The sequence below is a fragment of the Streptococcus sp. LMAG:39 genome (assembly GCF_008680485.1).
Taxonomy (GTDB): domain Bacteria; phylum Bacillota; class Bacilli; order Lactobacillales; family Streptococcaceae; genus Streptococcus; species Streptococcus pasteurianus.
The window spans coordinates 2204360-2218365 of the sequence record NZ_NALE01000001.1 but is presented as its reverse complement, the minus strand read 5'-3'; the positions used below and the strand labels follow the sequence as shown (position 1 = coordinate 2218365).

The window sequence follows — 14006 nt, the reverse complement described above, 5'->3', positions numbered from 1 at the left end:
GGGCTTTTCAATGGTGTTTGTATCGGAAGAAACGTAAGGCTTCACAACATATTATTGATTTAGTAGACGGACTGGAAGGAACCTACTATATTGCAGATATTTTACCAAAGCCAAAAGAATTTCAAAATGAAGCCTATTATTACGCACTAAAAAAAGCCTGCAAATCTATGAATGATGAAATCGGTAAAATCACAGAGGAAAAGCAGGATTATCAAGAATATGTGGAAAGTTTCGCCCATGAAATTAAAATACCGATAGGGGCATTGTCTTTGACGCTTGATAACACGAAAAATTACACGTTAAAAAAAGAAACAGACAAGATATTTCAGTTAGTGGAGCAAATGCTCTATTATGCAAGAAGTGAAAACACGGAAAAGGACTATTTTGTAAAACAGTTGCAGTTAGACGAAGTGATACATAATGTTATTCTGAAATTCCGTCATTCACTTATGGAAAGGAAAGCAATTATCAATATCCATGATATAGAAAATGTCGTTTATACTGATGAAAAATGGCTGACATTCATTCTATCTCAAATCGTGCAAAATGCGATTAAGTATTTTGATAAGCAGGAAAATAAACTGACGATATACAGTCAAGACAACGGAACAAATATACTGCTTGTGATTGAAGATAACGGCTGTGGAATAAAAACATCTGATTTATCCCGTGTATTTGAAAAAGGTTTTACTGGTTCAAATAGAAGCAAAGCAAATGCAACGGGTATGGGACTGTATTTGTCGAAAAAATTATGCGATAGATTGGGTTTGAAATTAGATATTGCTTCTACGGAAAAAGAATATACAAGACTGATAATTACATTTCCAAAAGGAACAGTCCATAATTTTTCAGAGTAATTTGAAAAACCATGCCAACATTGACACGGTGCTTTAAGGGAGCTTGCGTTATGGAAAGCTTTAAGCACAATTCTTTACAATCAAACTCAACCTAATAATAGCACGCTACTAAAAATTAAATATGCTTCAGCTTTAAAAGCTCGTACAGACCATATGTTTTGTGCGGGCTTTTTTCATACCCGAAAAAAATCAAAAATTTTTCAAAAGAGGTCATGAAATCACACCTAGCTGTCCTTATATGGTGCGGAAAGAGGGATAAACACTTTTCAAATCATAAAGGAAAGGAGGTGAGATTGATGAAGCCGTCTGACTTCCAGAAAACAGTTCAATGTCGTTTTGAAAGTTGTTTAAAGAAAGTTGTCCGTAGTGTCGTGAAAGATTATTACAAGGAATTAAACCGTCGTAAGAATACGGTAAAATAAAGAAAATCATGATATAATAGCATTGTCAATTTTCCTATTAAATATAAATCTCGATTTTCTTTTTCTGCTTTAAGCTATTAATCTTGGAAGTATTCTCAGACACTAAATGATTGGATTGAAAAAGCAGAAAAACGAATTTGAATTTAAAAGAGTTCCGAGATATAATTGGAATAAAAGAAAGCTATCTTCCAAGGCATATTAATGTTAACTTTCTAGCAAAATTGTTAATATCATCCTAATTTTGAGATAATATGTATTCGCGAAGGAAAGCAAAAAATTATTGGGGATGAAATGGTTTGGTAAAATTAGCCTAAATTTGGTGACCTGACAAAATTTAGGCAGGCTTGCCCCCGTTAACCCCTTGATACGAAAGGAATTTATTTTACATGGCTACTATTCAATGGTTTCCTGGGCATATGTCGAAAGCACGCCGACAAGTTCAGGAAAATCTGAAACACGTTGATTTTGTGACAATTTTAGTTGACGCTCGTTTGCCACTATCAAGCCAAAATCCAATGTTAACCAAAATCGTCGGAGATAAACCGAAATTAATGATTTTGAACAAAGCCGACCTTGCTGATAGTAATCGTACAAAAGAATGGCGTAACTATTTTGAAAAACAAGGCATCAAAACCCTAGCCGTTAATTCAAAAGAACAAGCTACTGTAAAATTGGTAACCGATGCCGCCAAATCATTAATGGCTGATAAATTAGCTAAATTACGTGAACGTGGCATTCAAAAAGAGACTTTGCGTACAATGATTATTGGTATTCCAAACGCTGGTAAATCAACATTAATGAACCGTTTGGCAGGTAAAAAAATTGCAGTCGTTGGCAATAAACCTGGGGTTACTAAAGGACAACAATGGCTTAAGTCTAATAAAGACTTGGAAATCCTAGATACCCCAGGGATTCTTTGGCCAAAATTCGAGGACGAAATAGTGGGGCTCAAACTCGCTTTAACAGGTGCTATTAAGGACCAGCTTTTGCCAATGGATGAAGTAACGATTTTTGGGCTTAATTTCTTTAAAAAATACTATCCAGAACGTCTTGTTGAACGCTTCAAAGGTATCAGCTTAGAAGAAGAAGCGCCTGAGATTATTATGGCTATGACACAAAAATTGGGCTTTCGTGATGATTATGACCGTTTTTATAGCCTTTTTGTTAAAGATGTCCGCGAAGGCAAACTTGGTCGTTACACTTTGGATGTCGTAGGAGAAGTTGAAAATGGCGACCGTTAAAGAAATCAAAGAAGCGCTAGCAGCGATTGAGAGCCTTGATGACGCACGCTGGCAAGCTTATGAGTCAGATAGTCGTGCAGGGGTCCAAAAGGCGATTCAGCAGCGAAAAAAAGCTATTCAAGCGGATATTGATGAAGACTTACGCTTGGAAAATATGCTGCGCTACGAAAAAGAACTTTATCAACAAGGTTACCAAGCCATTGCTGGGATTGATGAAGTTGGTAGAGGACCATTAGCAGGACCTGTTGTCACAGCGTGCGTTATTCTTCCAAAAAATTGTAAAATTAAACACCTCAATGATTCTAAAAAAATTCCTAAGAAGCACCATGAGGAAATTTATCAAGAAATCCTTGCGCGTGCTTTAGGAATTGGAATCGGAATTGTTGACAATAATGTCATTGACCAGATTAATATCTACGAAGCTACAAAAGTCGGTATGTTGCAAGCCATTAATCAACTGAAAGGTGAGGTGACAAAACCTGATTATCTTTTAATTGATGCCATGCATTTGGAAACTTCGATTCCACAACAATCACTCCTCAAAGGTGATGCCAACTCCTTATCAATTGCAGCGGCTTCTATCGTTGCTAAAGTAACACGTGACCGCATAATGGCTGACTATGCCAATGATTATCCTGGGTATGCCTTTGAAAAAAACGTTGGCTATGGAACCAAAGAGCACTTAGAAGGTCTTAAAAAATATGGCATCACACCAATTCACCGTAAAACATTCGAACCAATAAAATCCATGCTAAAGGAGCCTTAATATGACAAGCGAAAAAGAAAAAATGTTAGCTGGGCAACTATACGATGCTGGAGATGCAGAGCTAACTGCCATGCGTCTGGAAGCACGCCGAAAAATGAAGTTGTTTAATAACGAGGACGACCGTGATAAGCAAAGAGAAATTATAAAAACTCTGTTTGGGTCAACAGGTGAAAAATTGACAATGAATCCACGTTTTGTTTGTGATTATGGTTCAAATATTTATGTGGGTGAGAATTTCTATGCCAATTATAACTGTACCATGCTTGATGTCTGCGAGATTCACATTGGCGACAACGCAATGTTTGGACCAAATTGTCAATTGTTAACACCGTTACACCCACTTGATGCCAAAGAACGTATTTCAGGTCTTGAATACGGTGCACCAATCACTATTGGAGATAATGTTTGGTTTGGCGGCGGCGTGACCATTCTACCTGGGGTTACCTTAGGAGACAACGTTGTCGTTGGTGCTGGCGCAGTCGTCACAAAATCTTTTGGCGATAACGTGGTTCTCGCTGGAAATCCTGCAAAAATCATAAAAACGCTTGATTAATACGTAAAATACACTCACTAAGCCCTGTTTTTTCAGGGCTTTTTTTCGAATAATAAATTAGTGAGGTAGAAAACATGAATAATTTTGAATTGTTTAAATTAAAAACACAATAAAAATCTGATTATCCGCTAAAACACAGTATCTATCAGCATTTTCAAGGAAACAAACACATCAATTTACTACTTATTTACTACTAACGAATGAGCCTTGATACGCAAGTTTTCCTAGATATGCAAAGATATGGTACAACACATCAGTATTGAAACAAGAAAAAATTGAATAACTTATAGACTATGGAACGCCTAACATGACGTTCCTTTTCTATTTCCAGCCGTTCTTATTGGACGGCTATTTTATTACCCAAAATGAAAGGAGCATTAGATTTATGAAAAAGATGTTAAAACGATTGTGTACTGGCTTCTTAGCTCTTGCAACTGTCGTTACTACTTTACCGACGACACCCGTTCATGCAGAAAGCAAGCAATACTGGACGGAGTCAAAAGAGCGTGTCGGTATCGTTGAAAAAGTAATGAATGACGGTTCGATTGGTTCTACTTTTAACGAGGGACATTTGACCGTCGAGGGCGAGGACGCTTACTGTATCGACATTAACACAGATTTTAGGAATGGCTACAAGACCAGAATTGACGCAAGCACCCGTATGAGTGCCGACCAGATAAGCGACGTTGCCTTATCTATCGAATATGTGAAACAGTACACAGACAGCCACAGCGGAATAAGCAACAATCACGCCTACCTTTTAAGACAGCTTGTTGTCTGGCAGAGATTGAGCGTACATCTTGGCTGGCAATGCGACAACGTGAGAGCTTCTTATGATGAAATTCCAAAGGCAACGCAGGACGAAGTTTTCTCTGGTGCAAGAGCCTTTGTCAAAGAAAATAAAGGACGTTATGAATGTGGCGGTTATATCTACTCTGGCGAGGGGCAGGAATTGGGGCAATTCTGGGCGAAGTTAAATATCGGAAATGCGAAACTTAAAAAGGCTACCAGTAATACCAGCATTACAGACGGTAACGGGAATTACTCTATCGCTGGTGCAACATACGGTGTCTTTTCTGATAAGAACTGCACGAAACAGCTTGCCACTCTTACGACTGATGAAAACGGAAATACAGATGTTGTAGAGGTAAAAGCAGGCACAGTCTAGTCTATATCAAGGAATTATCCGCACCAGCAGGATATAAAGTAGATAAAACTATATATTCCTTAAAGGTTGAAGCTGGAAAAACAGCGACTTTGAAAGTATCTGATACACCAAAAGTAACGGACACGTTGATTGAGCTTTTCAAGATTGATATGGAAACACAGAAAGACAATCCGCAGGGGAACGCTTCTTTAGCAGGTGCGGAATTTACATGGAAGTATTATGCTGGCTTCTATAACAAAGACAATCTCCCTGCCGAAGCTACTCGTACATGGGTTACAAAGACAATCGCTGAAACTGACAGCGACGGGACAACTCATTACATCACAAAATTAACGGACGCATACAAGGTATCTGGCGACAGCTTCTATATGCAGGACGGCAAAGCGGTTCTTCCACTTGGGACACTAACCGTTGAGGAAACAAAAGCTCCAAACGGTTACTTGTTAGACGGTGCATATATGCAGGCTGGCGATAAGTCCGAACAGATTAAGGGCTTGTATGTAACACAGATTACCGAGGACGGCGACCTTGCCGTACTATCTGGAAGTAACCAGTTTTCCGTATCAGACAAGGTTATCCGTGGCGGTGTGAAAATTCAGAAACGAGATTTAGAAACGAGCGATACAAAGCCACAAGGAAGTGCCACTTTGAAAGATACTGCTTTTGACATCATTTCCTTAAATGATAATTCTGTTTTGGTTGAGGGCAAGTTATACAAGAAAAATGAAGTGGTAAAGACTATTCATACAGACCTTGAGGGTGTCGCTTCTACTTCTGCTGACCTTTTACCTTATGGAAACTTCCGTATCGTTGAAAGTGAAGCTCTCGACGGTTACTTAACTGACGGTGCGAAACCGATTGATTTTACAATCACAGAAAACGGAAAAATCGTGGACTTAACCGACGAAGCCCATTCTATCTACAATCAGATTAAGCGTGGAGATATTGAGGGTGTAAAAATCGGTGCAGGCACACACAAGCGTCTTGCTGATGTTCCCTTTAGGATCACAAGCAAGACAACGGGCGAAAATCATGTTGTGGTAACTGATGATAACGGGCAGTTCTCCACTTCTTCTGAATGGGCTTCACATAAGCACAATACTAACGCAGGCAAGACAAGCGAGGACGGTGTATGGTTTGGAACTTCTGAACCAGACGACAGCAAGGGTGCATTACCTTATGATACCTACATCATTGAAGAATTACGCTCTGATAGTAACAAAGGCTTTGAACTTATCCCACCTTTTGAAATCGTGGTATCAAGAAATAACCTTGTGATTGATTTAGGAACGCTGACTGATGAATACGAAAAAGAAATTTCTATCCATACCACAGCGACCAGCAAGGACGGCGAAAAAACTATCCTTGCAGGAAAAGAGATTACGATTGTTGATACTGTAAAATTGGACGGACTTACAAAAGGCACAAAATATCAGCTCAAAGGCTGGCAGATGTTAAAGGAAGAAAACGCAGAACTTCTTATTGACGGGAAACGTGTAGAAAACGATTATACCTTTGTCGCTGATGATGAGGAAATGAAAGTGGAAATTTCCTATACATTCAATGCGTCTGCTTTAGGTGGCAAAAACCTTGTTACCTTTGAAGAATTGTATGATTTAAGCAATCCAGACGAACCCGTAAAAGTTGCAGAACACAAAGACATTGAGGACGACGGGCAAACGGTACTTATCACAGAGCGTATCATCAAGATACATACGACCGCTACCGATAAGGACGGCAACAAAGAGCTTGAAGCAGGAAAAGACGTTACAATCATTGATACCGTAACCTTAGAGGGCTTAGAAATCGGTACACAGTACAAACTTGTGGGCTGGCAGATGTTGAAAGAAGAAAATGCAGAACTTCTTATCAATGGAAAGCGTGTGGAAAGCGATTATACGTTTACCGCTGACAGCAAAACTATGAAAGTGGAAGTTGCTTTTACGTTTGACGCTACTTCTCTTGACGGCAAACAGCTTGTAACTTTTGAAGAATTATATGATTTGAGCAATCCAGACGAGCCGAAGAAAGTTACCGAGCATAAGGATATTGAGGATAAGGGACAGACGATTACCTTTAAGGAAAAGTCAGAAGAACCAGAAAAACCCGAAACGCCACCGACACCAGAAAAGCCTAACAGACCTAGCGACAGTCCCAAAACGGGCGATAACACCAACCTTTACGGACTGCTTGCACTTCTTATGACTTCTGGTGCTGGGCTGGCAGGTATCTTCTTCTACAAACGCCGTAAAATGAAGAAATCATAAGGCAGTAACGGTATGAAGAAAGAAAAATCACGCTCTCCGCCGAATCGGTCAAACGGCAGACTTCCGCTTATTCTGGCTTGTCTGCCAACAACCTGCAAGAACACGGATAGTCAAGGGTGCGTAAGCATTGATTTTACCCTTTACTATCTGTGGGATTGCTGGTACTTCCCAAACCGCCAGAATAAGAAATCACAATCAATTTATCAAAAATAGAAAGAAACGAGGTAAAACAATATGGAAATGAAATATGTCGTGCCAGATATGGTACAGTCTTTTGGAACTCTTGAATTTGCAGGCGAAAGTGAGCCAGTCTTTGAAAGAGATAAAAATAACCGCAGGGTCTTAGCAAGACGAAGCTATAACCTTTATTCTGACGTACAGAAAGGCGAAAATGTTGTGGTAGAAATTCCCGTGCAGGCTGGCGAAAAAAAGTTCAAGTATGAACAGAAAGTAAAACTTGTCAATCCGAAGTTATACGGCAGAGGTTATGCAATCGGGGATATGGGACATACCGATTATGTGTTAGTTGCTGATGATATTGTAGCAGTTGAAGAAAAGTAAAGGAGTGAAGAATTTATGAGATTATCAAACGGGTTTGTTATTGACAAAGAGAAAACATTTGGAGAATTAAAATTTACAGCGGTGCGTGATGTGTTCTTGCAGAATGAGGACGGAACACCGAGTACCCAGCTTAAAAAGCGTATCTATGATTTGAAGTGCAGTCTGCATGGTGGAATTATCCCCGTGTCTGTACCGCCAGAAGTACCGTTAAGGGAATTTCCTTACAATGCAGTCGTGGAGCTTGTCAATCCCGTAGCCGATACGGTATCAAGAAAGACGTTTGGTGGTGCAGATGTGGACTGGTATGTAAAGGCAGAGGATATTGTCTTGAAGAATAAAGGCAACCAGAACGCAGGCAATCCACAGAATAATAACACGCAGGGACAGCCGAAAAAACAAAATTAGAGATTAGATTTTTATTGTGAGGTAATTCGTTGAATGATATAATTAGGATAAATTGTGAGGTGCTTATCTATGAAAGTATTAGTTAGTTCATGTATCATGGGAAAAAACTGCAAATATAACGGTGGGAATAATCTCAATCCGAAAGTTGTAGAGTTTCTAAAAGACAAAGAGGTTATCGAGATTTGTCCAGAATTATTAGCGAATATGCCTACACCACGTCCTAGTGCGGAAATAGTAAATGGTATTGTCATGGATATAAATGGAAATATTGTTGATGAGGAATATCGTCATGCGGTACAGTTGGCTTTAAATGAAATAAAAAGTGTGGAAATAGACTTAGTTATTCTGCAATCAAGAAGCCCAACTTGTGCAGTCAAAAATATTTATGATGGTAGTTTTACGGGAAAATTGATAAAAGGTCAAGGTCTGTTTGCACAAGCGTTAATTGAGGCTGGATATAAAGTGTTGGACTCAGAAGATTTTTAATGAATAGTAATGAAAAAGCAGTTAGTCTTAGGATTGACTGTTTTTTTCATACCCAGAAAGGAGTGATTGATTTATGCGTAAGATTTGGAACAAAGGACACCGTATCAGAGCCAGCGACAAACACCTTGTCTATCATTTTTCCATAGGGACGCTTCTGTTTGTATTCGTGGCGGTTCTCTTGTTACTCAATATCAAACAGCTCATGTGTACCGATTGGGAGCATTTCAGCTTGTTAGAGAACGGCTTGACGCTTTCCCCTTACAACTTCATAACCATACTGATAGCGACTGGTGTTTGTGCATTGGTCGCTTTTCTATATTACCGCTTTTGTTACGACGGTTTCAAGAAGCTCCTGCACCGTCAAAAGCTGGCAAGAATGGTACTGGAAAATAAGTGGTATGAAGCTGATACCGTACAAGACAGCGGTTTTTTTACTGACCTGCAAAGCAGATCAAGGGAAAAAATCGTCTGGTTTCCAAAGATTTATTATCAAATGGAAAAGGGACTGCTTCATATCCGCTGTGAAATTACGCTGGGGAAATATCAAGACCAGCTTTTACGGTTAGAGGATAAATTGGAAAGTGGCTTGTATTGCGAACTGACCGACAAGACCTTACATGACGGTTATATCGAATATACCCTGCTTTATGATATGATAGCGAACCGCATTACCATTGATGAAGTACGGGCAGAAAACGGCTGTCTTAGACTGATGAAAAATCTTGTCTGGGAATATGACGCACTCCCTCACGCTCTGATTGCTGGTGGGACTGGTGGCGGTAAAACGTATTTTCTGCTGACGCTCATTGAAGCCTTACTGCATACTAACGCTGTCCTTTACATCTTAGACCCGAAAAATGCGGACTTAGCAGACTTAGGAACAGTTATGGGAAATGTGTATCACACCAAAGAAGAAATGATAGACTGTGTCAATGCCTTTTATGAGGGCATGGTACAGCGAAGTGAGGAAATGAAGCAACACCCGAACTATAAGACGGGCGAAAACTATGCCTATCTGGGACTGCCACCCTGCTTTCTTATCTTTGATGAATATGTAGCATTTTTTGAAATGCTGGGGACGAAAGAAAGTGTGAGCTTACTTAGCCAGTTAAAGAAAATCGTTATGTTAGGACGACAAGCAGGTTATTTCCTTATCGTTGCCTGCCAGCGTCCAGACGCAAAGTATTTCTCGGACGGTATCAGAGATAACTTCAATTTCCGTGTGGGCTTGGGGCGTATCAGCGAATTAGGTTACGGTATGCTGTTCGGTTCAGATGTGAAAAAACAGTTTTTTCAGAAGCGTATCAAGGGGCGTGGCTATTGTGATGTGGGAACAAGCGTTATCAGTGAGTTTTACACGCCTTTAGTCCCGAAAGGACATGATTTTTTGCAGACTATCGGCTCTCTTGCACAAGCAAGGCAGGACGGGACGGCGACGTGCGAAGCGAAAGGCGACGGCACGGACTAGCCGTTGCTGGTGTGGCGTAAGCCACGCCAGCAGGTAAAACCCCTCGGTATCTAACAGAGGGGTACGTTTGCAAATAGACAATAGACAAAAAACATAGGAAACATAAGGCTTCTGACATGGTTTTCTAGTAAAAATCGACTGTGAAGTCGCCTTAAAAAACTTCACACTTTACAGATTGGGGGTATGGTTCTGAATGAAGAACAATGGATAAAAGAATTACGGGAGAAACGGATTGCTTACGGTATCTCACAAGGCAGGCTGGCGGTGGCTTCGGGTATCACAAGGGAATATCTCAACAAGATAGAAAGTGGAAAAATGAAGCCGTCAAAGGAACTTCTGGAAACTCTGCATAAAGAACTGGCAAGGTTCAATCCAGAAGCACCGCTTACCATGCTGTTTGATTATGTGAAAATTCGTTTTTCCACGCTGGATATACAGCACATCATCAAAGATATATTAAAACTGAATATCAATTATATGCTCCATGAAGATTACGGACATTACAGTTATGCGGAGCATTATTCTTTAGGGGACATCTTTATCTATACGTCGGCTGACGAAGAAAAAGGTGTCCTTTTAGAATTAAAGGGGCGTGGTTGCCGACAGTTTGAAAGTTACCTGCTGGCACAGCAAAGAAGCTGGTATGACTTCCTCATGGACGCACTTATAGACGGTGGCGTGATGAAACGTATCGACCTTGCTATCAACGACCATACGGGCATTTTGGATATTCCAGAGCTTGCGGAAAAATGCAGAAAACGGGAATATATCGGAAAGTCCAGAAGTTATAAGTTTTACCAGTCTGGCGAACTTATCAAGCACAGAGAGGACGACAGAGAATATATGGGACGTACACTTTATCTTGGTTCGCTGAAATCAGATGTGTATTTCTGTATCTATGAAAAAGACTATGAGCAGTACGTCAAGTTAGGGACACCGCTTGAAGAAGCCGACATTATCAATCGTTTTGAGATACGGCTTAGAAATGAACGAGCCTATTATGCAGTACGAGATTTGTTGACTTATTATGACGCAGAACAGACTGCTTTTTCTATCATCAACCAGTATGTGCGGTTTGTTGATGAAGAACCAGACAAGCGAAAAAATGACTGGAAGCTCAATGACCGCTGGGCTTGGTTTATCGGCGATAACAGACAGAGCTTGAAACTGACGACAAAGCCAGAGCCTTACACCTTAGAACGTACATTGCGTTGGGTACAAAGGCAGGTAGCACCAACCTTGAAAATGCTGAAAAAGATTGATAAGGGAAACGGTACAGACTACATGGAAACAATCGAACAGCAGGCAAAGCTCACAGAAAAGCATGAAATGATAATCAAACAGCAGACGACCCCTGCAAAAGATTTGGTGGAAAGTTAGGAGTGATAAAAAATGTGGGTATTAGTAAAAGACTTCCTGCTGGTATCTATGGGAATGGGTATCGGCGTAGTCTTGATGTGTATTTTGAATGTCGGCAAAGAAGCTGACTGTGAAATGAAACAATGAAAAGAAAGCGAGGACAATTAAATGAATTTCGGACAAAATTTATATCAATGGTTTTTATCAAACGCACAGAGCTTAGTGCTTATGGCGATCGTGGTTATCGGTATCTACTTAGGGTTCAAGCGTGAGTTTTCAAAGCTCATTGGCTTCTTGGTAGTTGCCTTGATTGCTGTCGGTTTGGTATTCAACGCTGGCGGTGTGAAAGATGTATTGTTAGAGCTGTTCAATAAGATTATCGGTGCATAAAATTTTATTGTGGTGCTGATATGCGAATGTTATAATGTGGATATGAAACACAGTATCTAGGAGTGATGGAATGAAATATATAATGCTTCACGGTTTGGGACAATCTTCTGAAAGTTGGAGTGATACCGTAAAAGTATTCAATGATGATTTTGAAGTTTTATGCCCTAATTTATCAGATTGGCTTTTTGGAAAAATACCATGTTATGATACATTGTATCGGACATTGGAAACATACTGTGAACAGTTTGAAGAACCGCTAAATATTTGTGGACTTTCTTTAGGTGGTATTCTTGCTATGCAGTATGCGATAGAACACCCAGAAAAAATGAACTCATTAGTGTTAATAGGCACACAATATGAAATGCCAAAGTATCTGTTAAAAATGCAAAATCTGATATTCCGTATTATGCCTTGTTCAGCATTTGAAAAAATGGGTTTTCAGAAAACAGATTTTATCAATCTATGCAAATCTATGACAGAACTTAATTTTAAACATGAACTGAAAAAAATATCATGTTCGGTACTTGTTGTCTGTGGCGATAAGGATAAGATAAATAAAAAAGCTTCTTTAGAATTGCAACAACAGATAGAAAACGCAGAAATAGCTATTATTGAAAATGCAGGACATGAAGTAAATACAGATAACCCAACACTACTAGGGCAAAAGTTAAATGTATTTTTCAAACAATATGTCTGATAAACAATTTCATATCCATACACACAAAGCAGTTAGTCTTAGGATTGACTGCTTTTTTCATACCTAAATTTCAGATTGGAGTGATGAAATGAACGATATTTTTAAGGATATGCAGGCAAAAGTCGGCTGTGAATACATTTCCGACCTGCCCTCTTACAAGCGTAAGGTGTGGCATGAAATGAAACGGCTGAACCCTGCCGACTATGAAGAAAGACAGTTAGAAGATTTTTCTAAATATGTGTTTGGTATCTCATACCAGAACTTAAAAGATGTGATGAACCAACAGAAAGGACGTGAGGAACAATGCAGGAAACAAGGGTACTGGTGGAAACGAGAGGAACAACTGACGAAGAAACAATATCATACTGGTTCGACCTGCCGATAGATGTTGCCGAGTTTGAAGAAAAGTTAGGTATCGGTGCAGAAAGTGGGGATTACTGTATTATCGAAAAGGTGTTGCCTTATGCTGATGAAGTTCACGAACATACAAGCGTGTATCAGCTCAACGAATTAGATTTTATGTACCGCCAGCTTTCAAGTGATATGCAGGAAGAATATGTATCACTTCTGACCGTATATGACAATTTAGAAGCACTTTATATTTGCAGGAACGTGATTACGGTTTATCCTGACTGCAAAAGCATGATAGATGTTGCAAGGCAAAAGCTGATGAACGACCCGACATTTAAGCATTTATCCGAGGACTGTCAAGAATATTACTTTGACTTTGAAGCCTATGCTTCTCACTTGCAGGAACACGGGAAATTTTTAGTAACAGAACACGGTATCTTTGAACTGCCAGAGTAGGAAATGAGGTGGTGGTTATGATTGATGATATGGCGGTTTACATTGCTAATCTTGGCAAATACAATGAGGGATATTTAGTCGGTGCTTGGTTCACGTTTCCCATTGATGAGGAAGATGTAAAAGAAAAAATCGGCTTGAATGAACAGTATGAGGAATACGCAATCCATGATACCGACAACTTCCCCATTGCGATTGGCGAGTATGTTTCCATTGAAGAACTCAATGAGATGTATGAAATGATAGAGGAACTTCCCGACTATATCGTAGAGTGTCTGGACGAATTTATCAGCCACTACGGGACGCTGGAAGAAGTCGTGGAACACAAGGACGATATTTATTATTATCCCGACTGTGAAACCATGACAGACGTTGCCTACTACTACATAGACGAATTGCAGGCACTTGGCGACATTCCACCCAGCTTACAGAACTACATTGACTATGAAGCCTACGGGCGAGATTTGGATATGGGCGGTTGCTTTATTGAAACAAGCCGAGGTATGTGCGAGATACCATATTAACGCTGGAAGATCAGCGACAAGCATTGTTGCTACTGACA

At 39.8% G+C, this 14006-nt stretch carries 16 protein-coding genes and 1 pseudogene; all 17 read left to right on the top strand.

From position 1 onward, the window contains the following. Positions 1–857: sensor histidine kinase (locus CCC20_RS11375; protein ID WP_287180412.1), on the top strand; the 857-nt coding region annotated here is incomplete at its 5' end. A gap of 296 nt (positions 858–1153) precedes the next feature. After that, positions 1154–1279, top strand: coding sequence for a hypothetical protein (locus CCC20_RS11370; RefSeq protein WP_425314574.1), 126 nt, complete (start codon positions 1154–1156; stop codon positions 1277–1279). 386 nt (positions 1280–1665) lie between these two features. Continuing rightward, a complete protein-coding gene (ylqF, locus tag CCC20_RS11365) occupies positions 1666–2520 on the top strand; it encodes a ribosome biogenesis GTPase YlqF (protein ID WP_003064765.1) in 855 nt (284 codons plus the stop codon). Continuing rightward, positions 2507–3286, top strand: coding sequence for a ribonuclease HII (gene rnhB / locus CCC20_RS11360; RefSeq protein WP_117508882.1), 780 nt, complete (start codon positions 2507–2509; stop codon positions 3284–3286). Before ylqF ends, rnhB begins: the two co-directional genes overlap by 14 nt. A gap of 1 nt (position 3287) precedes the next feature. After that, complete coding sequence (locus CCC20_RS11355; protein ID WP_287180411.1) at positions 3288–3839, top strand: sugar O-acetyltransferase; 552 nt, start codon at positions 3288–3290, stop codon at positions 3837–3839. 385 nt (positions 3840–4224) lie between these two features. Further along, a pseudogene (locus CCC20_RS11350) lies at positions 4225–7274 on the top strand (SrtB-anchored collagen-binding adhesin). 234 nt (positions 7275–7508) lie between these two features. Beyond that, entirely contained in the window at positions 7509–7835 is a 327-nt protein-coding gene (locus tag CCC20_RS11345) for a YdcP family protein (protein ID WP_004843348.1), read from the top strand. A 15-nt stretch (positions 7836–7850) separates the two neighbouring features. Next, complete coding sequence (locus tag CCC20_RS11340; RefSeq protein ID WP_009319862.1) at positions 7851–8240, top strand: YdcP family protein; 390 nt, start codon at positions 7851–7853, stop codon at positions 8238–8240. Positions 8241–8309: 69 nt separating this feature from the next. After that, entirely contained in the window at positions 8310–8726 is a 417-nt protein-coding gene (locus tag CCC20_RS11335; protein ID WP_117508783.1) for a 2-thiouracil desulfurase family protein, read from the top strand. Between the two features lie 82 nt (positions 8727–8808). After that, positions 8809–10194, top strand: a complete 1386-nt coding sequence (locus CCC20_RS11330) for an FtsK/SpoIIIE domain-containing protein (protein WP_445585637.1) — start codon at positions 8809–8811, stop codon at positions 10192–10194. A gap of 183 nt (positions 10195–10377) precedes the next feature. Continuing rightward, positions 10378–11574, top strand: a complete 1197-nt coding sequence (mobT, locus tag CCC20_RS11325; protein ID WP_119362474.1) for a MobT family relaxase — start codon at positions 10378–10380, stop codon at positions 11572–11574. 12 nt (positions 11575–11586) lie between these two features. Beyond that, on the top strand, positions 11587–11700 hold the full coding sequence (locus CCC20_RS11320) for a DUF3789 domain-containing protein (protein WP_117578419.1): 114 nt from the start codon (positions 11587–11589) through the stop codon (positions 11698–11700). Positions 11701–11721: 21 nt separating this feature from the next. Continuing rightward, on the top strand, positions 11722–11943 hold the full coding sequence (locus tag CCC20_RS11315) for a hypothetical protein (RefSeq protein WP_002323342.1): 222 nt from the start codon (positions 11722–11724) through the stop codon (positions 11941–11943). 70 nt (positions 11944–12013) lie between these two features. After that, positions 12014–12640: an alpha/beta fold hydrolase gene (locus tag CCC20_RS11310; RefSeq protein ID WP_022620533.1), complete on the top strand. Its 627-nt coding sequence runs from the start codon at positions 12014–12016 to the stop codon at positions 12638–12640. Positions 12641–12728: 88 nt separating this feature from the next. Further along, on the top strand, positions 12729–13025 hold the full coding sequence (locus CCC20_RS11305) for a conjugal transfer protein (RefSeq protein WP_074038079.1): 297 nt from the start codon (positions 12729–12731) through the stop codon (positions 13023–13025). Next, on the top strand, positions 12944–13447 hold the full coding sequence (locus CCC20_RS11300) for an antirestriction protein ArdA (protein WP_025489601.1): 504 nt from the start codon (positions 12944–12946) through the stop codon (positions 13445–13447). The genes CCC20_RS11305 and CCC20_RS11300 overlap by 82 nt, the downstream gene beginning before the upstream one ends. A 20-nt stretch (positions 13448–13467) precedes the next feature. Continuing rightward, the gene (locus CCC20_RS11295; RefSeq protein ID WP_022620530.1) at positions 13468–13968 is read left to right on the top strand and encodes an antirestriction protein ArdA; all 501 of its coding nucleotides are present in this window, start codon (positions 13468–13470) and stop codon (positions 13966–13968) included. The last annotated feature ends 38 nt before the right edge of the window (positions 13969–14006 follow it).